The sequence below is a fragment of the Planosporangium thailandense genome (assembly GCF_011947195.1).
GTDB lineage: Bacteria > Actinomycetota > Actinomycetes > Mycobacteriales > Micromonosporaceae > Planosporangium > Planosporangium thailandense.
This window is the reverse complement of sequence record NZ_JAATVY010000010.1, coordinates 1-22,161: the sequence shown is the minus strand read 5'-3', so window position 1 is coordinate 22,161 and position 22,161 is coordinate 1. Positions and strand designations below refer to the sequence as shown.

23 protein-coding genes and 1 pseudogene are annotated in these 22,161 nt (G+C 71.7%); 9 read left to right on the top strand and 15 right to left on the bottom strand.

The annotated features are described in order from the left end of the window. Positions 1-126 precede the first annotated feature (126 nt). Positions 127-588, top strand: a complete 462-nt coding sequence (locus HC031_RS33155; protein ID WP_240942569.1) for a hypothetical protein — start codon at positions 127-129, stop codon at positions 586-588. Positions 589-642: 54 nt separating this feature from the next. On the opposite strand, the gene HC031_RS15735 is transcribed toward HC031_RS33155, so the two are convergent. Next, a complete protein-coding gene (locus HC031_RS15735; RefSeq protein WP_338090682.1) occupies positions 643-1,542 on the bottom strand; it encodes a glycoside hydrolase family 191 protein in 900 nt (299 codons plus the stop codon). 258 nt (positions 1,543-1,800) lie between these two features. Further along, on the bottom strand, positions 1,801-2,211 hold the full coding sequence (locus HC031_RS15730) for a hypothetical protein (RefSeq protein ID WP_167926067.1): 411 nt from the start codon (positions 2,209-2,211) through the stop codon (positions 1,801-1,803). A gap of 184 nt (positions 2,212-2,395) precedes the next feature. On the opposite strand from HC031_RS15730, the gene HC031_RS15725 reads away from it, so the two are divergent. The 3 genes from HC031_RS15725 to HC031_RS15715 all read left to right on the top strand — a co-directional run bounded on the left by HC031_RS15725 (position 2,396) and on the right by HC031_RS15715 (position 5,461). After that, complete coding sequence (locus tag HC031_RS15725; protein WP_167926066.1) at positions 2,396-4,384, top strand: sensor histidine kinase; 1,989 nt, start codon at positions 2,396-2,398, stop codon at positions 4,382-4,384. Next, positions 4,377-5,054, top strand: a complete 678-nt coding sequence (locus HC031_RS15720; protein ID WP_167926065.1) for a response regulator transcription factor — start codon at positions 4,377-4,379, stop codon at positions 5,052-5,054. The genes HC031_RS15725 and HC031_RS15720 overlap by 8 nt, the downstream gene beginning before the upstream one ends. 80 nt (positions 5,055-5,134) lie before the next feature. Continuing rightward, positions 5,135-5,461, top strand: a complete 327-nt coding sequence (locus tag HC031_RS15715) for an anti-sigma factor antagonist (protein WP_167926064.1) — start codon at positions 5,135-5,137, stop codon at positions 5,459-5,461. Here HC031_RS15715 and HC031_RS15710 read toward each other — a convergent pair. Further along, entirely contained in the window at positions 5,458-5,796 is a 339-nt protein-coding gene (locus tag HC031_RS15710) for a hypothetical protein (RefSeq protein ID WP_167926063.1), read from the bottom strand. The two genes, HC031_RS15715 and HC031_RS15710, sit on opposite strands and share 4 nt — an antisense overlap. 33 nt (positions 5,797-5,829) lie before the next feature. Then, complete coding sequence (locus HC031_RS15705) at positions 5,830-6,594, bottom strand: hypothetical protein (RefSeq protein WP_167926062.1); 765 nt, start codon at positions 6,592-6,594, stop codon at positions 5,830-5,832. A 109-nt stretch (positions 6,595-6,703) separates the two neighbouring features. On the opposite strand from HC031_RS15705, the pseudogene HC031_RS15700 reads away from it, so the two are divergent. Continuing rightward, positions 6,704-6,865, top strand: a pseudogene (locus HC031_RS15700) (XRE family transcriptional regulator); the annotation flags it as partial. 118 nt (positions 6,866-6,983) lie between these two features. Here the strand turns inward: HC031_RS15700 and HC031_RS15695 are convergent. From HC031_RS15695 to HC031_RS15685, 3 genes are read right to left on the bottom strand one after another with little or no spacing between them, the layout of a single operon-like run. Then, complete coding sequence (locus tag HC031_RS15695; protein ID WP_167926061.1) at positions 6,984-7,703, bottom strand: (2Fe-2S)-binding protein; 720 nt, start codon at positions 7,701-7,703, stop codon at positions 6,984-6,986. A 32-nt stretch (positions 7,704-7,735) separates the two neighbouring features. After that, a complete protein-coding gene (locus tag HC031_RS15690; RefSeq protein WP_167926060.1) occupies positions 7,736-8,473 on the bottom strand; it encodes a CbtA family protein in 738 nt (245 codons plus the stop codon). Between the two features lie 18 nt (positions 8,474-8,491). Then, complete coding sequence (locus HC031_RS15685) at positions 8,492-8,710, bottom strand: CbtB domain-containing protein (RefSeq protein ID WP_167926059.1); 219 nt, start codon at positions 8,708-8,710, stop codon at positions 8,492-8,494. Between the two features lie 411 nt (positions 8,711-9,121). Between HC031_RS15685 and efeU the strand changes: the two genes are divergently transcribed. Genes efeU through efeB form a run of 3 tightly spaced genes read left to right on the top strand, consistent with a single transcriptional unit; the run spans position 9,122 to position 12,490 of the window. Then, entirely contained in the window at positions 9,122-9,982 is an 861-nt protein-coding gene (gene efeU / locus HC031_RS15680) for an iron uptake transporter permease EfeU (protein WP_167926058.1), read from the top strand. Positions 9,983-10,037: 55 nt separating this feature from the next. After that, the gene (efeO, locus tag HC031_RS15675; RefSeq protein ID WP_167926057.1) at positions 10,038-11,165 is read left to right on the top strand and encodes an iron uptake system protein EfeO; all 1,128 of its coding nucleotides are present in this window, start codon (positions 10,038-10,040) and stop codon (positions 11,163-11,165) included. Between the two features lie 50 nt (positions 11,166-11,215). Further along, on the top strand, positions 11,216-12,490 hold the full coding sequence (gene efeB, locus HC031_RS15670) for an iron uptake transporter deferrochelatase/peroxidase subunit (RefSeq protein ID WP_167926056.1): 1,275 nt from the start codon (positions 11,216-11,218) through the stop codon (positions 12,488-12,490). 21 nt (positions 12,491-12,511) lie between these two features. On the opposite strand, the gene HC031_RS15665 is transcribed toward efeB, so the two are convergent. Next, positions 12,512-13,549: a glutathione S-transferase family protein gene (locus HC031_RS15665; RefSeq protein ID WP_167926055.1), complete on the bottom strand. Its 1,038-nt coding sequence runs from the start codon at positions 13,547-13,549 to the stop codon at positions 12,512-12,514. A gap of 312 nt (positions 13,550-13,861) precedes the next feature. Here HC031_RS15665 and HC031_RS15660 point away from each other — a divergent pair, with 312 nt between their 5' ends. Then, positions 13,862-15,391 (top strand): hypothetical protein, encoded by a 1,530-nt coding sequence (locus HC031_RS15660; RefSeq protein ID WP_167926054.1) that lies wholly within the window; start codon positions 13,862-13,864, stop codon positions 15,389-15,391. On the opposite strand, the gene HC031_RS15655 is transcribed toward HC031_RS15660, so the two are convergent. The 7 genes from HC031_RS15655 to HC031_RS15625 form a co-directional block, all read right to left on the bottom strand. Continuing rightward, positions 15,357-15,971 carry a histidine phosphatase family protein gene (locus HC031_RS15655; RefSeq protein WP_167926053.1) on the bottom strand — a complete coding sequence of 205 codons (615 nt, stop codon included), beginning with the start codon at positions 15,969-15,971 and terminating at the stop codon, positions 15,357-15,359. The genes HC031_RS15660 and HC031_RS15655 overlap by 35 nt on opposite strands. A gap of 16 nt (positions 15,972-15,987) precedes the next feature. After that, a complete protein-coding gene (locus HC031_RS15650) occupies positions 15,988-16,989 on the bottom strand; it encodes a CE1 family esterase (RefSeq protein ID WP_167926052.1) in 1,002 nt (333 codons plus the stop codon). 17 nt (positions 16,990-17,006) lie between these two features. After that, positions 17,007-17,411 carry a VOC family protein gene (locus HC031_RS15645; RefSeq protein ID WP_167926051.1) on the bottom strand — a complete coding sequence of 135 codons (405 nt, stop codon included), beginning with the start codon at positions 17,409-17,411 and terminating at the stop codon, positions 17,007-17,009. 24 nt (positions 17,412-17,435) lie between these two features. Next, positions 17,436-18,209: a phosphosulfolactate synthase gene (locus HC031_RS15640; RefSeq protein WP_167926050.1), complete on the bottom strand. Its 774-nt coding sequence runs from the start codon at positions 18,207-18,209 to the stop codon at positions 17,436-17,438. 84 nt (positions 18,210-18,293) lie between these two features. Continuing rightward, on the bottom strand, positions 18,294-19,508 hold the full coding sequence (locus tag HC031_RS15635; RefSeq protein ID WP_167926049.1) for an acyltransferase family protein: 1,215 nt from the start codon (positions 19,506-19,508) through the stop codon (positions 18,294-18,296). Further along, on the bottom strand, positions 19,505-21,019 hold the full coding sequence (locus HC031_RS15630) for a class I adenylate-forming enzyme family protein (protein ID WP_205862804.1): 1,515 nt from the start codon (positions 21,017-21,019) through the stop codon (positions 19,505-19,507). The genes HC031_RS15635 and HC031_RS15630 overlap by 4 nt, the downstream gene beginning before the upstream one ends. Before the next feature lie 111 nt (positions 21,020-21,130). After that, the gene (locus HC031_RS15625) at positions 21,131-21,946 is read right to left on the bottom strand and encodes a polyprenol monophosphomannose synthase (protein ID WP_167926047.1); all 816 of its coding nucleotides are present in this window, start codon (positions 21,944-21,946) and stop codon (positions 21,131-21,133) included. Positions 21,947-22,161 lie beyond the last annotated feature (215 nt).

Sequence of the window (22,161 nt, the reverse complement as noted above, 5' to 3'; positions counted from 1 at the left end):
TCTTCAATTCTTGGGGGTGGTGGTATGCGGGTGTTCGTCGCGTCAGTCACGTTCGACCTTCTTGTCGCGCGGTCCTCCTGACGGTAGGAACCCCAGAAGTGGATCTTCCACGTACCTTCACCATCCGTGAGAGCGGTCACCACATTCACAACCCGTTCACCGACGAGAATCGGCGCCACCTGGATCGGAAACGGCGTCGCGGGCAGCCTCGACCTGCTCGAACGCAGCCTGCGACCGGGCGGGCTGCTGCTCGTCGGCGAGCCCTTCTGGCGAATGGACCCGCCCGACCAGGCGACCGTCGAAGGCTGCCACGCCTCCGCCAAGGCGGACTACCACGACCTGCCCGGGCTGGTCGCCCTGTTCGGGAAGCTCGGCTGGGACCTGGTCGAGATGGTCCTCGCCGACGAGGACAGTTGGGACCGGTACGTGGCCGCACAATGGATCAACATTCGGACCTGGCTGGACGCCAACCCCGACGATGAGCTGGCCGGCCGGTTCCGGGCCGAGCTCGACAGCGCCCCACTGACGTACGTCCGGTACCAGCGGCCGTACCTCGGCTGGGGCGTCTTCGCGCTGAAGCGTCGCTGACGGTCGCCGCGGCGGCCCCGGTCGTGGCCGGGACCGCCGCGCCTCCCCCGCCGGTCACGGGCACGGCGGGCTGGCCCGGTCCAGGTCCCGTCCGGTGACGTAGCCGGCGAAGCGCTCGCGCCGGTAGTGGTCGCAGGCCGCCCTGACGTTTTCGGCGCGGGTGGCGTAGTCGACGGCGAGCACGACCTTTCCGGCTTTCTGCAGCGCGCGCACCTGCTGGAGGTTGCCACCGCACCAGCCCTGGTCGCACGGCTTGTCGGTGTCGAGGAAGAACAGCTCCTGCACGCCGATGCCATCGATCGCGGCGGTGTAGCCGGGGTAGCTCTGCAGCTCGGGAGAGTTCTGCGGCACGACCCAGAAGCCGGCGCGCTGGCGCTTGGCGTACTCGCTGATCCGCCGGACCAGCTCCACCATCGCCCGGCCCAGCCCCTCGCGGGTCTGTTCCCGCACGCCCGACAGGTCGATCGCCTCGTACGCGGTCGGGGTGTCCAGATACACGCCGTCGAAGCCGGCCTTGAGCGCCTGGTCGACCCGGGGCGCGATGACCCGCTTCCACCAGCGCTCGTCCCAGTAGCGTACGTAGTAGTCCTCGGGCCAGTCGGTCACGTGGTTGAGCACCACGTCGTTGGCGTCCTGGCGCAGGAGCGCGTACTCGGGCCGGGAGTCCTCGACCGCTCCGATCTGGAAGTACGCCAGCACCTTCTTGCCCGACGCGCGCAGCGCGGCCACCTCCGTGGCGGTGAAGTACTCGCTCCCGCCGTCCCGGGCCAGATCGATGACGGCGAGGTGCTGTGGCGCCTTCGCCAGCGCGTCGAGCTTGCCGTCCGGGTAGCTCTGGAGCTGGTAGACCCAGCCGGTGAGCGCCGGTGGCCCGCTCGGTGACGCGGAAGGAGACGCCGACGGCGGAGGGGTGATCCGCAGTGGAGTGCACGCGGCCAGCGTCAGAAGGGCCACCAGCGGCGCGAGGCCACGGTACCGCAGTCGCGCGCTTCGCGCGGTGCACGGCGCGTATCGGTGTCTCTGCAATCGGGGCATGGACCGGCCTTCCACAGCGCATGGATTTCGCACGGAGCGGTATGGATTCTTCACGGCGCTACGGCCGCGCACCGATGCTATGCGCGGCATCGGATTGGCGCTGGCCGACGGAAGAACCTCCCGTCTTGGCCCGTAATCAGCCGACCGGCGTCGATGAACCAGCAGGGTCACCCGCCGTCAGGCCGGCTTGGCCGGAGCGGCGAGTTCACCGGGCGCCGTCCCACGCTTCGACGTGCGGGCGGACCGCCAGAGCGCTACCGCGAGAATGGCGGCGAAGATCGTGGGTACGACCGGGTCCGGCTCGATCACGACGACTGCTGCCAGAAACGCGAACTCGTAGAGGGCGGCGCGTCGTGCCCACCGCTCCCCCCGACGGAGTCCGGTGGTCGCGACCACGAGCATGGCCAGCGCGGACAGCACAACGTAGGTTCCCCACACCACCGCCGGCAGCGCGAGCACGCCTTCGGTCTTGTAGCCGGCCTTCACGACGTCCCTGCCCGGGAAGAAGATGTAGCTGAGCCCGAAGAATGTCACAAGGGCGTTGATGACGACGAACGCGATCCAGGCCTTGCTCTTACGTACGGCCATTTCAGCTCCTCACAGACGTGGCTGATGAATGCCGAGGACGCTACGAGCGCCCACCCGTCGCGTGCCGCCCTGCCGACCACCGTGTTCCGGCAGGCGTGCCGCAGCGGTGAGCGGAGGTCCACCACAGGAGGGGTCGGTGGCCAGCCACCGTGTCACCACCGGATCGAGGCCCCAGAATGGGCTGATGACGAGTCGGGTGGTGGCCGGGGTGCTGGCGGCGACGGGCGCCGTCGGCGCCGCGGTATGCGTCGGGGCGGCGCTCACCGCGTCGGTCCCGCAGGTTCTGCTCCCCGTCGCGTTGGCGGTGGTGTGGTGGCTGGCCGGACTCGTCGCGCTGCGAGCGCGTCCGGAGCACGCGAGCGCGCGTCTTCTCACCGCCGTCGGCACGTGCCACCTCGCCGCGTTCGCGATCGCGAGCGTCCTCGGCGTGACCAGCGGGGACAGCGCAGCATGGCTGCCCTGGGCAGCCGCCGTGGCGGCAAATGTGATCTATTGGTCGGGCTTCGCCGCTCTCGCGATCCTCCTCGCCGTGTTCCCCGACGAACGGGTACGGGGCCGTACCTCGTGGGGCATGGTGACGGTGGGTGTCCTCGCCGTGGTCGTCGTCCCGGTCGTCGCGGCGGTCACCTCACGCCAGACCGACCTCGCGCTCCACTTCCACCGGACCGCGCTGCCGGCGCCGGCCCCGCTCCCCTGGGGTTCGGGACCGGTGGACGTGTCCGGTGTGCTGCCGTTGCTCGTACTCGTCGGGCTCGCGATCCTCGTGGTACGCGTGCGGGGCGCGACCGGCGAGCGCCGTCAACAGCTGCTCTGGCCGCTCACGATCGCGGCGGTGCTCGCGCTGATGCTCGTCGCGACGCCCGTCGGCACCCACGCGCTCGGCCGTGGGTGGGCGGTGGTGTTCGTACCGGTCGTCGGCGTGCTGCCGATCGCCCTGCTCGCCGGTGTACGCCGGTACCGGTTGCTGCAGGTCGAGCTGTACGCCGCCCGCACCCTCGCCTACGGGGTCGTCCTGGCTCTCGTCCTGACCATCTACACCGCGGCCGCGGCAGCCGCCGGCCACCACGGCGCCCTGCCGGCCGTACTGGTCGCAGCCGCCGCGGCGGTGACCGGTCACCCGCTGCGCGTCTGGCTGGAGGCCCGCGTCGACCGTTTCGTGAGCGGGGGCCGGATTCGTGGCCACGCCCTCGTGCGCCATCTCGCCGAGTCGCTGGAGGGCAGCGACCCGCGCGCCCTGGCCACGCGTACCGCCGACACGATCGCGACCGGCATGGATGTCGCCTGGATCGACATCAGGTGCCAGCCCGACCTTCAGGTGCACGCGGGGTCAGCCCGCACCGGCGACGCGCGGCTCGTCGTGCCGCTCACGGCAGCCGGGGAAGAGATCGGCGCGATCGAGTGCGGACCACGGCGGGGAGGGTGGTCGGACGAGGACATCCGCCTGCTGACGGTCCTCGCCCGGCATGCCGCGCTCGCCCTGCGAGGCGCCGATCTGGCCAGCGCTCTCGCGCGTCGGGTCGACGAGCTGGCAGCCTCCCGCGAAAGGTTGGTACGGGCCGAGGACCGCGCGCGTCGGCAGCTCGAGCGCGACCTGCACGACGGGATTCAGCAACAGCTCGTCGTCCTGCTCGCCCGGCTGGAACTGCTCCGTTCGACGCTCGATGCCGAGACGACCGAGGGACAGATCGCGGCGCAGTCGCACGCACAGGCGCAGCGGTCGCTCGCCGACCTGCGCAACCTCGTCCGGGGCATCCACCCCCCGCTGCTCAGCGACCGCGGTCTCGTCGCAGCGATCGAAGCGCAGGCCGACCAGTTGCCGATCCCCGTCTCGGTCGACGTGGATCCCCGGTTGACGGACGCGCGATTCCCGCCGGCGGTCGAAACCGCCGCGTACTACGTCGTCTGCGAAGCCACCACCAACGTGATCAAGCATTCCGGCGCCGGGCGCGCCCGGGTCGTCGTCCGACCGCTCGCCGCCGACGGGCTCCAGGTGGCGGTCACCGACGACGGCAGCGGTTTCGCGGTGACCGCCACCGGATCGGGCCTGGCAGGGCTGCGTGACCGCGTGGAAGCGATCGGAGGGCGGCTCGAGATCAGCTCCACCGTCGGCGTCGGCACTACTGTCGTGGCACGATTCCCGATCTCGGAGATGGCCAATGTCGCAAATGCCTGATACGCCGCTCCGGGTGGTCCTCGCAGACGACCACTACCTCGTCCGCGAGGGCACCCGGCAACTACTGGAACTCGACGGGCAGGTCCTCGTCGTCGCCTCGGTCGAGGATGCCGAGCAGCTCATGACGGCGGTGGACGAACACCACCCCGACGTCGTCATCACCGACATCCGGATGCCGCCGACGCACACGCTCGAGGGCGTCGCGGCAGCGCACCGACTGCGGGAGAAGCGTTCCGACCTCGGCATCGTGGTGCTGTCCAACCACGCCGACCCCGACTACGCGCTCGAACTGTTCAAGGACGGCATGACCGGCTTCGCGTACCTGCTCAAGGACCGCGTCGGCGACCGCAGCCAGCTACTGGCCGCGGTCCGGGCCGTCGCAGCCGGAGACAGCGTGATCGACCCCGTTGTCGTCGAAGGACTCGTGCACCGCCGCGCGCGTCAGGAAACCTCGCCGCTCAGCCGGCTCACCGACCGGGAACGGGACGTGCTCGAGGGCATGGCGGCAGGGCGCACCAACGCCGCGATCGCCGCACACCTTCATCTGAGCGTCTCGGCCGTCGAGAAGAACGTGAACTCGATCTTCAGCAAGCTCGGACTGACCGACGAACCAACGATGCACCGGCGGGTCGGCGCGGTACTCACGTACCTGGCCCACCCTCCGGCGTGACCGTTCATGGAACCCTCTTTCCGGTTCAAGGGCGGGGAGCCGGGCCCACAGCAGGCCGACGGTAAGGAACGATAGGCCCCGTGAAACTGACCTGCGCCACGCGCTCGAACGGCGACGAGTTCGTGATCACCCTTGTCGGTGACGCTGACTTGACCACGGTCGATCAGCTCCGCGCGGCGCTGACCGGTGCCGTCGCGGGACGTCCCGCCCGCATCGTCGTCGACGTCGGCGGCCTGGCGTTCATCGACTCGGTGGGCATCGGCGCGCTGGTCGTCGCGTCCCACGCGGCACGTCAGCACGGCCTGGAGTTCGTCCTCACCCGGCCGCGCGGTTACGTGCTCCGGGCACTGACGGTGACCGGTGTTCTCGACGCGCTCACCCGCGCGGGCAAGGCCGGCGCCGCCTAGCTGCCCACCAGGTCGGGGCCTGTCTGGTAATCGGTCAAGTCGACGCAGCCGTCGGCGTCGATGGAATCCACCAGGTCCGTGATCGCCTGGGTCAACACCTCGTGCAACTCGTCGGCGGCCCGTCGTTGATCGGCCCACGTAGCGCTCGTGTGGATGAGGTGCTTCGCCTCCGCCAGACCCACGCCTGTGGCCCACCTCAAGACTTTGATGGACTGGAGCTGCCACAGGCCCTCGCGGCGCAGGAATGCCATGATCTCCTCGAGGGAAACTCCCGCGGCCAGCTGGGCGCGCGCGGCCGCTACCAGCCGGTCGAAGGTCTCGTCCTCGTCGATCACGATGCCAGTATCACCCACTGGACGACCCACGCATCACGACCGGCGCGAGCCGTCGTCCCCCGTACGTTGCCGCTGCTTGCCGAGAGCTTCCGCGACGGCATTCGGCAGATGGTGAACCAGTTGCAGGACCCTTTCGTGCTCGTCCCCGACGCTGTCCCGCACCCGCAGCCTGATGTCGAACACCGCCAGCGCACCGAGGGCGCGCCTGTTGAACGTTGCGAGCAGACATCCGTCTCGTGCCCGCTGGACAGGGGTGAGAGGAGCGCCTTTCCCGAGCCACACCAGGTAGTAGTCGCGCTGGTCTTCGAGGCCGTGATCGCGCAGAACAGTCCTGACGTCGCTCAGCGAGCACCAAGAACCGCGCCCCTCGTGACCGCGACCGCCGTCACGGAACTGCGCACGGTACTCGACCAGGCTGACCACCCCCAGGCCCGGGCCGCCGTTGAATATGTGGAGCTGCCACCACTCGGCCCCGACAGCGTCCTCAGGATTCGCTCCTTTGGCATCTACGCTGAAGCCGAGCGATGGCCGTTGGGTCCGCGCGTACTGCGCACGTGCGAGCATCAGTCCGCCTACCGCCGTCACCAGCGTGGCGGCGGTGTCGATCGGCAACAACGAGAAGCCCCATGGCCACCGGTGAACCACGGAACCGTCCATATTGGTCCGCACGATTTCCCAGACCAGGCCGACCGCGAGCACGACAAGCGCCGCCGCGGGAAGCACGACGAACAGTCGCGATCGTTGAATGACCTTCTGCTGCCCGTACTCGGCGGACGCTGTGCTGTCATTCGATAACACAGCGTCAGGGTAGGGTGCCCGGTCAACGTCTGCGTGAAGCGCCTCCGGGTTGGCCGGGCCGGCCGACAACGGCTCTGTGACGCACTGCCGGTTTGGGCGGACCGACTGGCAGCTGCTCGCCGAGCCCACGGGGCGACGTATGGCTGGCAAGTGGGTGGGTTTCGGCAAGGAGATGGACGTGAACACCGGCCCCTGGGAGCTGATCTTCCAGGAGGGCTCCACTGATCGAGCCACGCTGGAGCGGTACAACCGGCGACCAGAGCCGGAGTGATGCAGGGCGCATCAGCGTTGATGAACTCAAGGCTGGCTGCCCCCGGTACCTGCCGATATGGCGACAGCCCGGCGACGACGCGTTTGCTGTCCGTGGGGCTTTGCCGTCCGGGTCGCTGTCAGGCGGTCGTCGAGCGGCGCGGCGAGCTGAGCGGGCAGTCGCCGCAGGTGCCACCGCCGTCGATCCGGTAGTACAGGCAGCAACTGCGCCGGGTGAAGGCGAGCTGGCCGGCGTCAAGGGCGAGCCGGCCGCTGCCAGCGAGGGCGGGATGCCGGAGCAGGGTCAGTCCGGTGCGGTGGCACAGGTCGGCCGGGACGGTGCCGGCGAGAGCGCGCAGGGCGCCGGTGAGGCCGGAGGCGACGTTTCCCCACAGGAGTCCGGCGGCGACCGGGACGACGCCGCGAACGGAGGCGATGAGGGGCCTCAGGTGCTCGTCGATGACATGCTCCTGCCAGCGGCGGTGGAGGACGGGTGCGGAGCCTCGCCAGCCGGCGGGCTGCGGCAGGCTGAGGCGGAAGCCGCCGCCCGGGACGAAGGTGTATCTGACCTGCGCTGGACGCACGTCGAGCAGGATGCCGTCGCGCAGCAGGACCGCGACGGCAGGGCCGACAAGGCGGGCGGCGTAGCCGAGCACCACCAGCGAGGCGGCCACCCGCCGCTCCCTGATGCCGAGCCAGGCCCCTACCGCGTCGACCAGCCCCGCCGCCGCATCGCCCGCGTTGGCGCACAGCTCGGCGGCAGGGGTGCCGGCTGGCGGCTGGCGGGCGGCGTCGATACCGAGCAGCGGGTTGTCGTGCCCGGCGCGGCGCACCGCCGCGACGATGTCCGCGGCGGCCACGGGCTCAAGGTCCGCTGAAGGAAGGAGTGCGCTCATCCGGGCGGAGCGGAACGCAGCGCGCCGGTACGACGACGTTCGCCGCGTTCGGTGAGCGCGCCGAACAGCAACCCGATCGTCGTCCACAGCACCAGTTGGGTGCCGACCGAGGCGAGCCGGAAGCGCCACAGCACGGTGGCGGGGAAGTCGGCGGGCACCTCGTCCACCGCCGGCAGCAACGCCGCGCCGGCCGCGACGACGGCCACGAACGTCGCGGCCGCGATGAGGGCCGCGTTCCAGGTGCCCAGCCTGGCGGTCAGGTTACGGCCGAGCAGCGTCGCACCGATGCCGGCGGCGACGGTGATGCCGATCATCGTGAAGTACAGGGCGGTGCGCCGGCCGATGGTCTCCGAGCTTCCGACGGCGGGCGGGTTGGCCGGGTAGATCAGGAACGGCACCAGCTCGACGGCGACGAACCCGGCCGCGGCGACCAGCAGCGCGGTGGGGCGGGCGGCCAGCCGGCCGAGCCGGCCGTAGACGACCGCGAAGACGAGGGCGACGATGCCGCCGAGCGCGGCGCCGTAGACCACGACCGCGGCGGCCAGGCCTAGGGTGGACTGGACGGTGCGGCTGACCAGTTCGGGGTCGTGGTCGCCGGGTGGGGTGTGCGCGGCCTCGAAGGCGATCGCGGAGTTGACCGGGGACTCGCCGAAGGCGGTGGCGAACAGGTACGCGAGCAGGCCGGCGGCCACGCCGACGAGCATGCCGCGCACCAGCAATGTACGTGCGCTCATGGTTGCGATCGCCGGCCGTCAGTGGCAGGGGAAGCCGAGCAGGTGCCGGCCGTCGTGGGTGAACTCGTGCACCCAGTGGCCGCCGATCAGGGAAGTGGCGCCCTGTTCGGCACCGACGAAGTAGATCGCCAGGGCAGCCAGCAACAGCCCGAAGACCGCCCAGGGCAGTAGGTGGCGCAGCGGGATCGGCGCCGGAGTCGGTGTCGCGGTAGGGGTAGACAGCGCGGCGTCAGCCATGTGATGGACCTCCTCGGGATCACGCGTCCCGCTCAGTGGGTCAGTGACGGCGTGGGGTCTGGCTCCCGGTCCCCCTCAGGGGGCGGACCGACCACAGTGGCGCGACCGCGCCGGATTCTCACCGGCTTCCCGCGCCGTCACAACGGTTGCTGCCGACGCTACGGGCGGGTGCGGTGCGCCGTCAACCCGCGCGGGTGCCACAGCGGCAACGGGGAGGTCGGCGACGGAGCAACCGGGCGGTGGCGACGGCCCGCACCATGCAGTGGCCGTTGGTGAGCGTCCGGGCGCAGGCGTGGTGAAGATCGCCCTGCCTTGACACTCCCGCTTATGTAGGTAAGCCTTACCTAACTAGAACGGAGACCGTCCAATCCCCACCACCGGCGACGCCGGTGCCGAGCGTCAGGAGCCCGGGTGTCCAACGCCGTCCTCGGTAACTACCTCATCGGCCTGCGTGAGGGGCTCGAGGCGACCCTCGTCGTGACCATCCTGATCGCGTCTCTGGTCAAGTCCGGCCGCACGGAGCGCCTCCCCCACGTCTGGAGCGGGGTGGCCGCGGCGATCGGGCTGTCGGTGGCCTTCGGCGCGCTGCTCACGTTCGTGGCACAGGATCTGCTGCCCGGTGACAAGCGGGAACTGTTCGACGCCGTCACGTCGGTCGCCGCGGTGGTGTTCGTGACCTGGATGGTCTTCTGGATGCGGCGCACCTCCCGCCGACTGTCCGGGGAGCTGCGCACGAAGCTGTCCGACGCGCTCGCGATGGGCGCCTGGGCCGTCGTCGGCATGGCTTTCCTGGCCGTCGTCCGGGAAGGGCTGGAGACCGCGATGCTGTTCTACGCCGCGGCGCAGGGGGCGACCACGTCGGCCGGTCCACTCGTCGGCATCGCATTGGGGCTGGCCACCGCCGTGGCGCTCGGCTGGGCCCTGTACGCCAGCGCGGTACGCATCAATCTGGGCACGTTCTTCACGTGGACCGGACTGCTGCTGGTCCTGGTCGCCGCGGGCATCCTCAAGTACGCCGTACACGACTTCCACGAAGCCGGCGTCCTGCCCGGCGGAGACAACCTCGCGTTCGACGTCTCCGGCGTGATCGACCCGGGCGCCTGGTACTCGGCCCTGCTCAGCGGCATGTTCAACCTGACGCCGACCATGAGCTGGTTCGAGGTGTGCGCCTGGGTCGGCTACGCGGTACCGGTGCTGCTGCTGTTCCTGCGCGGCGCCCGCACGGCACGCACGAAGCCGGCGGCGCCGGCCGAGGGCGCCCCCGCGAGCTAGCACCGCGACCTCCCCCGTCGTCCCACCCACCCGTCCGCGAGGAGTCCGGTCCACCATGCCCATCCCCCGTCACGCCACCTCGATCACGCTCGGCGTCCTCACCCTCACGGGTCTGTCCGCCTGCGACGGTCGCGGCACCGCGCACGGCACCACGATCGGCGTCACCGCCACCGAAACCGGCTGTCAGGTGGCCCGGACCGAACTGCCGGCCGGCACGCACACCTTCGCGGTGACCAACAAGGGTGACAAGATCACCGAGTTCTATGTGTACGACAAGGACGGCGCCATCAAGGGCGAGGTGGAGAACATCGCGCCCGGCGTCACCCGGAAGCTGCCCGTGGAGCTGGCTGCCGGCGAGTACCAGGGCGCCTGCAAGCCTGGCCAGAAGGGCGACGGCATCCGGGTCAAGCTGACCGTGACCGGGACCTCGCGGGCCCTCACCACCGACCCGAAGCTGAAGGCCGCCGTGGACACGTACCGGACATACGTCTCCCGTGAAGCCGACGACCTGCTGGCCAGGACGACCGAGTTCGCCGCCGCCGTCAAGGCGCGCGACGTGGCGAAGGCCAAGGCGCTGTACCCGGTGGCCCGCACCCATTGGGAGCGCATCGAACCGGTGGCGGAGTCGTTCGGCGACCTGGATCCGGCCATCGACGCCCGCGAGAACGACCTGGAGGCCGGCCAGGAGTGGACCGGCTACCACCGGATCGAAAAGGACCTCTGGACGACCGGCGACGTCAGCGCCGACGGACCGGTCGCGGACAAGCTCGTCGCCGACGTCACGGAGCTGGCGGCCCGGGCCAAGTCGGTGAGCCTGTCACCGGTGCAGCTGGCCAACGGCGCGAAGGAACTGCTCGACGAGGTCGCCACCGGAAAGATCACCGGCGAGGAGGACCGGTACTCGCACACCGACCTGTGGGACTTCGCCGCCAACCTGGAGGGGGCGATGGTGGCGGTCGACGCGCTGCGCGCCGGCCTCGCCGCCCGGAACGGCGCGCTGGTGGCCGAGCTGGACACCCGGTTCGCGGCGGTGCAGTCCGCCCTTGACCGGCACCGGGTCGGCAACGGTTGGAAGTCGTACCCGGAACTGTCCACGGCCGAGGTCAAGGAGCTGTCCGACCTGATCAACGGCCTGGCCGAGCCGATCAGCAAGGTCGGCGCGGCTGTGGCGGCCCAGAAGTAGCACCCAGCTAGCAAGCCGGACCGAGACGGCGACCGGGTAGAGGAGCGGCGATGACGAGCGGGATCTCGCGGCGGCGGATGCTGGCCATCGGCGGGGCCGGGGTTGCCGGCGCGACCGCCGCCGGCGTGGCCGGTGCGTGGGGGCGCGGAGCGATCGACGACCGGTCGGCCGCGCCCGACACCCGCGGCGCCGTCGCGTTCTTCGGCCAGCACCAGGCGGGCATCACCACCCCGGCCCAGGACCGGCTGCACTTCGTCGCGTTCGATGTCACGACCGAGAGGCGGGCCGACCTGGTCGACCTGCTGCGGGAGTGGACGCGCGCCGCGGCCCGACTGACCGCCGGCCGGGACGCCGGACCGGTCGGCGCGGTCGCCGGCCCGCCCGAGGCGCCACCCGACGACACCGGCGAGGCGCTCGACCTGCCGCCGTCCGGGCTGACCCTCACCGTCGGTTTCGGCCCGTCGCTTTTTCGCGACGCGTCCGGTCGGGACCGGTTCGGCATCGCCGAGCGCAGACCCGCCGCGCTCGCCGACCTGCCGCCCTTCCCCCGCGACGCCCTGGACCCCGCCATCTCCGGCGGCGACCTGTGCGTACAGGCGTGTGCGCACGACCCGCAGGTGGCGGTGCACGCGATTCGCAACCTGGCGCGGCTCGGCTTCGGCGCGGTGTCGCTGCGGTGGTCGCAGCTCGGGTTCGGCCGCACGTCGTCGACGTCCCGAAGTCAGGCCACGCCACGCAACCTGTTCGGGTTCAAGGACGGCACCGCCAACCTCAAGGCGGAGGACGGGGCCGCGCTGCGCGCGCACCTGTGGGTACAGCCCGGCGACGGGCCGGACTGGATGACCGGCGGCACCTACCTGGTGACCCGCAAGATCCGCATGACGATCGAGACGTGGGACCGCACGTCGCTCGCCGAGCAGGAGGCGGTCATCGGGCGCGCCAAGGGAAGCGGCGCGCCGCTCGGTCGCCGTGGCGAGTTCGACCCGGTCGACCTCGCCGCGACCGGCGCCGAGGGGGAACCGGTCATGCCCGAGGACGCGCATGTCCGGCTCGCGCACCCCGACACCAACGGCGGAGCCAGGCTGCTGCGGCGCGGGTACAACTTCGTCGACGGCTCCGACGGCCTGGGCAGGCTGGACGCCGGCCTGTTCTTCATGGCCTACCAGCGCGACCCACGCAGACAGTTCGTGCCGATCCAGGCCCGGCTGGCCCGCAACGACGCGCTCAACGAGTACGTCCGCCACGTGTCGAGTGGGCTGTTCGCGTGCCCGCCCGGGGTCCGCACCCGCGACGACTTCTGGGGCAGGCGGCTGTTGGGCGAATGACCTGGAGAGGGAGAGCGCGTCCTACCTCGGTACCCGGCCGAGCGGGGTGTGCTCCGCGGGTACGGTCTCGTCCGGCCTCGGCGGAGGCGGCGGCGTTCCGTCGCCGAAGGGACGTCCACCGAGCGTTTCCCGGCCGTGGGGGGTCAGCCACCCGGCGAGGTCGGGGCCGACGGGGACGACGCCGGTCGGGTTGATGTCCCGGTGTACCTGGTAGTAGTGGCGCTTGATGTGGTCGAAATCCACGGTGTCGCCGAAGCCGGGGGTCTGGAACAGGTCGCGGGCGTACGCCCACAGCACCGGCATCTCGGTGAGCTTCTGGCGGTTGCACTTGAAGTGGCCGTGGTAGACGGCGTCGAAGCGCACGAGCGTGGTGAACAGTCTGACGTCGGCTTCGGTGATGGTGTCGCCGACGAGGTACCGCTGGCCCGCCAGGCGCGCCGACAACCAGTCGAGCCGGTCGAACAGCCGGTGGTAGGCCTCCTCGTACGCCTGCTGCGTACCGGCGAAGCCACACCTGTACACGCCGTTGTTGACGTCGGCGTACACGACCTCGTTGACCGCGTCGATCTCGGCGCGCAGCGGTTCGGGGTACAGGTCGGGTGCGCCGGGGCGGTGGTAGGCCCGCCACTCGGTGGACAGGTCGAGGGTGATCTGCGCGTAGTCGTTGGTGACGACCTGGCCGGTGGGGACGTCGACGATCGCCGGGACGGTGATGCCCCGGTCGTAGCCGGGGAACCGGGCGAAGTAGGCGTCCTGGATCCGCTCGATGCCCAGTACGGGGTCGACGCCACCGGGGTCGAGGTCGAACGTCCAGCTGCGCTTGTCGTGGGTGGGTCCGCACACCCCGAGCGACAGCGCCTCCTCCAGGCCCAGGAGACGGCGGACGATGATGGCCCGGTTCGCCCACGGGCAGGCCCGGCTGACCACCAGGCGGTACCGTCCGGGCTCCACCGGGTAACCGTCGTGCCCGTCGGCGGTGATACGGGTGGTGATGTAGTTCGAGTCCCGGGTGTACGCGCCGGCCGGGTTCGCGTAGCTGCCGGTTGCCGTGTCGACCATGTTCCTGATTTTCCCCGCTCCTGTCAGGGGTACACGCGGCGCCCTCCGAACCCCGCAGATCCTGGACACGTGGGCCACCCATAGCCGGCACAGGTGTCCAAGATCGCGAGACGTGACGGGCTCAGGTCGTCACGGGCGCATGAGGAAACGGTGCCCGGGTATCCCCACGGTTGGTTGACAGCGCCTTCATCACTCCTTGACCGCCCCGCTCCCGGCGTCCCGGCCCACGGCTCTCCCGTCGGATCACCGGCGACCATCAGGACTGCCGGCACGCTGCCGGGTCACCGGCGGGCCGTACAGATCGGGGCGCGGATGAGTCCGGACGACGGGTCGACCCGACTCCCACGGCTGCGCACCGCGGCCGACCGCCGCACGGCATGGGCGATCACGAGCTGTGCGCTGGTCGCCGCCGCGCTACGGGCGCCGTTCATCTGGACGGGAATCGGCATGGACGAGGGCGGGTACGCGTACGCCGCGTGGCGGTGGTCGCAGGGCCACCGGCCCTACCGCGGGGTCTGGCTGGACCGGCCACAGGGTCTGCTGCTCACCTACCGGTTCCTGCTCTGGCTGGGCGACGGCGGCCGGACGATCCGGCTCGCCGCGGTGTGCGCCGGAGCCGCGATCACGGTGCTCGTCGGGCTGATCGGCTGGCTGCTCGTGGGGCATCGAGCGGGCGTCGCCGCAGCGGCCGGCTACGCCGTGGTCGGTGTCGCGCCGCACCTCGAAGGGTTCACTCTCAACGGTGAGTTGCTGGCCAGCGGGCCCGCGACGGCCGCGGTGACCGCCGCCCTGCTGTGGCGCCGGTCGGGATCGGCGGGCTGGCTGGTGGTGGCCGGGCTGGCGGCGGGCGGCGCCATGACGATGAAGCCGTCCGGCGTGGACGGCATCGTCGCCGGCCTCGCGGTCGTCACAGGCGCGGTGCCCCGGCGGCCCGGCCGGTCCCGTACCGCGATCTTCCGCGCGCCCGTCGCGGCGCCGACGGTCTTCCGCGCGCCCGTCGTGGCGCCGACGGTCTTCCTCGCGGCCGTCGCGGCGCCGCTCGCGGCGTGCGCGCTCCACGGCTGGCGGCTCGGCTGGCACACGTACTGGACGGCGATCGCGGGCTACCAGTTGGCGGCGATCGGCCGGCCCGGTTCCGGGATCGGTGCGCGCTGGCACTCCTTCACCGGCGGCCTGGCACCGGTCGGGCTGGATCTGCCGGCGATCGCGGTCGCGGCAGGTGCCGGGCTGTGGCTGCTGCGCGGGTCGCGGCCCACGCGGCGGACCCTGCTGGCCTGGCTGGCGAGCGCCGCGGCCGGGATCAACCTTGGCGGCTCGTACTGGCCGCACTACTACGTCCAACTGCTCCCGCCGCTGGCGGTGCTGGCCGGAGTCGCGATAGCCGCGGTCCACCGAACCGGGTGGCGGGCCGTCGCCGTCGCGGGCACCCTCCTACCGCAGCTGATCTGGTTCGCCGTGCTGGTGCCGGCCACGCCCGCGCAGCGACAGCGGGCGATTCCGTACTACGCCGCGGCCCGGCGGGACGAGCGCATCGCCGCGACGGTGCGCGCCGAGACGGCGCCCGGCAATCAGATCTACGTACTCGTCTCCGAGGCGGACATCTACTTCCTCTCCCGGCGGACGACCAGGTATCCGTACCTGTGGGGAAGGCCGATCGAGAAGATCCCGGGCGCGCTGCCCCGCCTACGATCCATCCTGGACGGACCTGGCCGGCCGACGCTGGTGCTGCTGTACCGGGAACCGGACACGGTGGACCGTACCGGCGAGGTGCGGCGGATCCTCGCCGACCGGTACCGGGTCGAGCGCGTCATCGACGGCGTCGTCCTGTTGCGGTCGGCGTGACGTCCGTCGAGACGAGCGGTACGCAGTTCCACTCCCCGTTGGCCAGGTGCGGCGCGTCGACCGCCAGCCGGACGATGCCGAGGCCGGCGAGGCGGGAGATCGCGGCCCGGAGCACCAGGCCGTGCGAAACGGCGACCACGGTGGATCCCGGCGCGGTCCCGGTGAGCGCGGCCAGCAGCGCCGCGGCCGCACGGGTACCCGCTTCCGCGAGGGTCTCGCCGCCGCCCCGGCGGACATCGATGCCCCGGCTCCACCGGTCGTACTCGTCGGGGTAGCGGCGCGCGGCCTCGGCCCGGTCCAGGCCGGCCCAGCCGCCGAGGTCCACCTCCCGCAGCCGCGCGTCGGGTATGACGGGCAGCCCGCACCGGGCGCCGAGCGGCTGCGCGGTCTGCCGGGCGCGGCGCAGATCGGAGGCCAGGATGAGGCCCGGGCGCAGGGCGGCGACCGCGTCGGCGACCGCCTCGGCCTGGCGGTGCCCGACCCGGTCCAGCGGCGGGTCGGCCTGGCCCTGGAACCGCCCTTCGGCGTTCCACCCGGTGCGCCCGTGTCTGACCACGACGAGCCGCGGTGGGGTACTCATTTCGCGCCCTTCGCGCTCATTTCGTGCCTCTCGCGGCGGCGCCGTGGACGGCGCGGAAGAAGCTCCAGATCACCTGCGCGGCCGACGGCGTGGCGTCGTCGCCCTGCGGCCAGACGTGACTACCGCCCTCGTAGACGGCCAGCTGCACGCTCCGGCCCGAGCCGCACCCGGTCCACGTGCTGACGGTGAGCCTGCCCACGGTACGGACGTCCGCGTCGTCCGGGCACTCGTCGGCCATCAGGTACTCGTCGACCTGCGCGGTGACGGTCGGCTCGGTGTACCCGTTGACGGTGTGCGCCGTCCCGGTCGGCCCGATGGTCAGCTCGGGGTCGCCGGTGGAGGCGGCCTCCAGCAGCGACACGGGCGCGGGATCCTGGCAGGGCATGGCGTTCACGGCGCCGTATGACGCGAGTGCCGTGAACAGCCGTGGCGCCGCGCACGCCATGCGTAGCGCCATCTTCCCGCCGTTGCTGTAGCCGGCGAGGTACACCTCCGCGGCGGCGGCGTCGGGCTGGGTGGCCAGCACATGGGCGACGACGGCGGTGAGGAAGGCGACGTCGTCGACGTCGTTCGCCTGCGCCTGCCGGCAGCAGTAGCCGGCGTTCCAGGACTGCGCCACCCCGGCGGGATAGACCAGGATCGCCGGCCCCGTCACGTCCATGAAGCGGCTTCGCCGCGCCTCGAACTGCGGCGTCACGCAGCAGCCGTGCAGCTCGACCAGTACCGGGAGGCGGGTCGTGCCGGTGCGTCGCGGGCGGATCATGAGGTAGCTGCGGGCCATGTCGCCGGCCGTGACCGGGACGGTGGTCTGGGTCCAGCCGGCCGGCAGCGGGACGGCGTTCGGCGGCGCGACCGCCGGAGCCCGGATGACCGGGGCGCGCGCGGAGGCGGACAGGGCCAGGAGGACGGCGGAGACGAGCGCGAGGATACCGGCGGTACGGCGGCCGTACCGCCGGCGGTGCCGGTTCCCCCGCCCGGCGGTCGGCAACGGCTGTCTCCCGTGGACGTTGCCGGTCATCTCGCGGCCGCTCGTGGTCAGTACTGGAGCCGGGGGTCCTCGTAGTGCTTGAACTCCAGCACGTTGTTGGACGGGTCGGCGAGGAAGATGGTGCGGTGCTGCTCCGCGGTGCCCTCGAACCGGGTGTCCGGGCCGGACAGCACCGACAGCTTGCGGTGTTCGACCAGCCGGAGCAGCCGGTCGAAGTCCTCGGCGCGCGCGAACGTGACCCCGAAGTGACGCGGGTAGGCCGCCGGCTCGCCGTCGGGTACCGCGCTCTCGTCGAGGTGGCAGACGAGCTGATCGCCGAAGAAGTCGAAGGTGACCCGGTCGTCGTAGCGGCGGGCGAGCTTGGCGCCGAGCCCGAAGACGTAGAACCGTACCGCCTCGTCGAGGTTGTGGGTGGGCACGGCGACGTGGAACGCGTCGTGGGTGGATCGCATGGTCACTCCTCGAACAGGTACGGGTCAGGCGACGGACGGGAAGCGCGGGTGTGCGCGTTCGGTGGCGTTCACGCCGGTGGTGAGGTGCAGCAGGGTGTCGCCGCGCAGCCCACGGCGGAGCGTCTCCACCCCGACGACATCGGCCGCGGCGACGTTGCCGAGGTTCACGTCGGGGCCCACCGCGTTGATCAGCCCCACCTGCAGGTCCTTGGTCGGCGCCTCGAACATCACCCGGTCGGTGTCGACGCCGTCGAGCACCGCGTCCAGGACGTCGCGGCGCAACTGCCCGTCGGCCCGGGCGATGCCGCTGCGCCCGCTCTCCCGCGCCTCGGTGATGACCAGGTAGGCACCGGCCTCGAGGTCCTCGCGCAGCGCCTCCACCCAGTCCGCCGGGGTGAGCAGCGCCGAGCGCTCGGCGTCCTTGTAACCCACCTCGGACAGGACCGGGCGGTACTGCGACATCCTGCGCACGTACTCGGCCTTGCTGCTCTGGTCCAGGGGGATCGTGCCGTTGGACACCTCGATGTGGGTGGCGCCGGTACGGTCGACCAGGCGCAGGTACTCGTCGAGCTGACCGGTCCACAGGTGGTGCTCGAACAGCGTGCCGCCGAAGTAGAACCCGATCGCGGCATCACGCAGGACGGCGACCTTGCGGTCGAGGTCACGCGTCACCAGGGCGGTGCCCCAGCCGAACTTGACCAGGTCGATGTACTGGCCGTGGCTGGTGATGAGGTCGGTGAACGCGCCGGTGGGCAGGCCGCTGTCGATCACCATCGTCGTACCGGTTGACGTTCGCATCGCATTCTCCTTCGCCGGATGCGGGGACTGTGGACGGTCCGGGTCGGACCGCATGGTCTGGCAGGTACCGCGCTCCGCCCGGACTCACGGCACACCGCGCCTGGGGCGGCCGGTCAGCGCCAGGCTCAGCGGGGTGCGCCGCCCCGCTGCGACCCCCAACCAACAGATGAGGTAGGTCAACGGAACGACGACGGTCACCGCTACCGCCGTGACCACCGGGTCGGGTAGCCGCCCCGCCGCGGTGGCCAGGCCGGTGGCCGCGCTCGCCGCGAGCAGCCCCTGCAGCAGCAAGGGGTGGGCCAGGTAGACCCCGAACGAGGCGTCCGACGCCGACCGCACCAGCCGCCGGCCGAAGGCGCGCCGCCGTTGCCAGGCAAGGCCGAGCGCCAGCAACGCCCAGGCGATGCCCACGCTCTCCGCCACGACGACGGGCTGGAACACGGCGCTGGCCGCCACCGGAGCCTGTCCGAGCCAGCAGGCCCGCACGAAGAAGACGGCGACGCCGGCCGCCACGACGGCGCCGCAGCCGGCAAGAATCCACGGCGTCCGGTCGCCGGTCACGCGCAGAAACTCCTCCGCGTGCCAGGCCGCCACCCCGCCGGCGACCACGAACCCCAGGTAGCTGGGCAGGTACGGGCCCGGATCGCGCAGCCACCCCGGCAGCGGGCCGAGCGCCGACGCCTGCTGCACGGCGGCGTACACGCCGAACTGGTAGACCGCCGCGCCGGCCAGCAGCCAGCCATGCTGGCGCCGCGTGGCCGCCAGCACCCGGCGCAGCACCGGGAACACCAGGTACATCTGCATGGACACGAGCAGGAAGTACAGGTGGTAGCGGGCCGCCCCGGTGAGCAGATCGTGTGCGAACCCGGCCAGCGCGCGACCGGCCGGCCGCAGCGGCTCACCGTCGGCGAGGAAGTACACCGCGCTCCACACGAGGTACGGCACGCCCACCAGCAGGTACCTCCGGCGCCAGAACTTCCACCAGCGCGACGGCGCCCGGTCCCGGTGGCTGTAGCCGAGCACGAACGCGGTCAGCAGAAAGAACACCTCACGGCTGACGTGCATCACGGTCAGCAGCGCGCCGCCCGCCAGCCGCACGCCGCCGGGCTGCTGCGCGACCGTGTGCACGGCGATGACCAGAGCGACGGTCAGCACCCGCACCACGTCCACCGGGGCGAGGTGGGCGGGCGCCGCCGGGCGTGCGGCGGGCGGCGCGGGCGCGCACCGCGGCGACGGCGGTCGGCCGTCCGGTCGCGACGCCGGCTCGGTGACCACGTCCGACCCCGTCGGGGCGCTCACCGACTGCCGTCCAGGGCGAGCAGGTCGTCGCGGAGCGTACGGCGCAGCACCTTTCCGGTGGGGCCGGTCGGTAGCGCGGCGGCGATCGCGATGCGGACGGGCCGCTTGTACCGGGGCAACCTGTCGTCGCACCGCCGGTACAGCTCCTCGACCAGGCCCGGGGCGGCGAGGTGCGCGCGGACCGTGACGAACGCTACCGGTACCTGGCCGAGACGGTCGTGCGGTGCGGCGACCACGGCGGCCGCGCCGACCGCGGGGTGCCCGAGCAGGACGTTCTCGACCTCCTGCGGGTAGACCTTCTCCCCTCCCCGGTTGATCACGTCGTCGGCGCGGCCGACCAGGTAGACGAAGCCGTCCTCGTCGCGGAACCCCAGGTCTCCGGTGGGCAGCCAGCCGCCGGCGTCGCGGGCCGCGCGGCTGCGTTCGGCTCCGTGCCCGGCCAGCTCCAGGTACCGGCCGATCACCTGCCGCCCGCGCAGCATGATCATCCCGCGTGATCCGGGCCGGGCCGGGTGTCCGTCCGGACCGACGACGGTCAGTCCGATGCCGACCGGCAGCCCGACGGACCCGGCACGGCGGGCCGTCACGTCGAGGGGATTGGCGGTGATCTGCCCGGCCGCCTCCGTCATGCCGTACGTCTCCAGCACCCCGATGCCCGTGTGCGCGGTGAAGGCGCGCCGCGTCGCATCGGGCAGCGGCGCCGACGCGGACCGGGCGAACCGCAGCCGGGCGGCCAGCGCCTCCGGCGGCGGTGCCTGTGTCACCAGGGCGGCCAGCACCGCCGGGACGGTGTTCAACCAGGTCGGCGACCACTCGGCCACCCGCGACCAGTACACGTCGGGTTCGAAGCGCCGGTCCAGCACCAGCGACCCGCCGCTGACCAGAGTCGCGAGCAGCCCCATCACCTGCGCGTTCACGTGGAACAGCGGCAGCGGGCTGTAACCGCGCTGGCCCGGCCCGAAGCCGTGGTGCCCGGCCACCCGGCGAGCCGCGTGCAGCAACTGCCACTCCGACAACGGAATCCCCTTCGGCGTCCCCGTGGTGCCCGAACTGGTCAGCAGCACGGCCGGGCGCATCGCCGCACTCGCGCTCGGCCAGGCGGCGGTCGTCGCCGGGTACGCGAGCACCGGGCCGCCGCGCCCCGCCAGCCAGGTCTCCACGCCGGCCGCCCCGCGCTCCGCTGGCGCGTCGGTGACGACCACGTCCACCCGTAACCGGTCGAGGGCGGCGTCGCGCTCGGACGCCGAGAGCCGGGGATCGACGGGCACCACGGTGAACCCGGCGGCCAACGCCCCGAGGTACCCGGCCGTGAAGGCGAGCGGGTCGCCGATCACCAGACCGAGCCGGGCCCGGCGCGGCAGCCGGCGCCCGGCGGCCAGCGTCCGCAGCCGCTCGGCGTACGTGGCCAGCCCGCGCCACGACATCGACCGACCGTCGGCACCGACGATGAACGCCGGCTCCGCCGGCCGTTCCTGGGCCCGGGAAGCCATCAGTCTGGACGCCACGGCCATGCGTCTGCCTTTCTGTGCGACTTCAGCGACAGACGAAGCCTTTGCCTCGTTCGGGTGAGGAGACTCGGCCGGGCCTTTGACTCCGTTGTGGATGGTCGGCCGGCTGCCCGGTCACCTCGGCAACGCGGGTGTCCTCTCCGGACGTTTCGTCCCGATACGGTGACGGGGCCGAACGGGATTGCGGCCGAACCGGAGCTTCCACGGCATGAGCGCCGATTCGAACTGGACGGCCAGGCTCATCTTCGAGGCGCCTTCGGCCCGTTTCCGGAATCGGATCGGGACCTCGACGATCCGCATGCCGTGCCGGATCGTCCGGTAGTTCATCTCGACCTGGAAGGCGTAGCCGTTGCTGCGCATCGACGACACGTCGATCGCGCGTAGCACGTCCGCGCGCCAGGCCTTGAATCCGGCGGTGGCGTCCCTGACCCCCAGTCGAAGGATCGCGTTGACGTACCCGTTGGCCCACACGGACAGGGCCTTGCGGCGCCAGCCCCAGTCGCCCGCGACGGACCCGCCGCGTACGTACCGGGAGCCGAGTACGACCGCCGCGTCGGTGTCGGCGAGAACCGCCACCATTCCGGGGATCGCGTCAGCGGGGTGGGACTGGTCGGCGTCCATCTGGATCACGATGTCGGCGCCCTCGTCCAGGGCCCGGGTGATGCCGGCGACGTAAGCCCGACCGAGACCGTCCTTTGTGGTGCGATGCAGGACGGCGACGGTCCGCGGTGACTGCCGGGCGAGTTCGCCGGCCAGCTCACCGGTGCCGTCCGGCGAGTCGTCGTCGACCACGAGCACGCGCAGGTTCGGCAGCGGCAGCGCGCGCAGCGCGGCGACGGTTGTTACCAGGTTGTCCCGCTCGTTGTACGTGGGGACGACAACGGTCACATTGGGAACGGCAACCGTGACGATTGGAACGTCATGATCCATGACAATTCCTCCTGTACGTCGCGTTCACGCGGCAGCATGTGAATGGCCCGACCGGGGCAGCGGTGCCAGCCCGGCACGCGAGGGCGGTGGCACGGGCTGCCCCGCCGACCGATCGGTCGACGAGACAGCCCCGGCAGGCCGGGAAGGATCACAACGGCCCCGGCAGATACCTGGTCATGCCTCACATTCAGGGCCCGACGGCTACCTGGTCATGA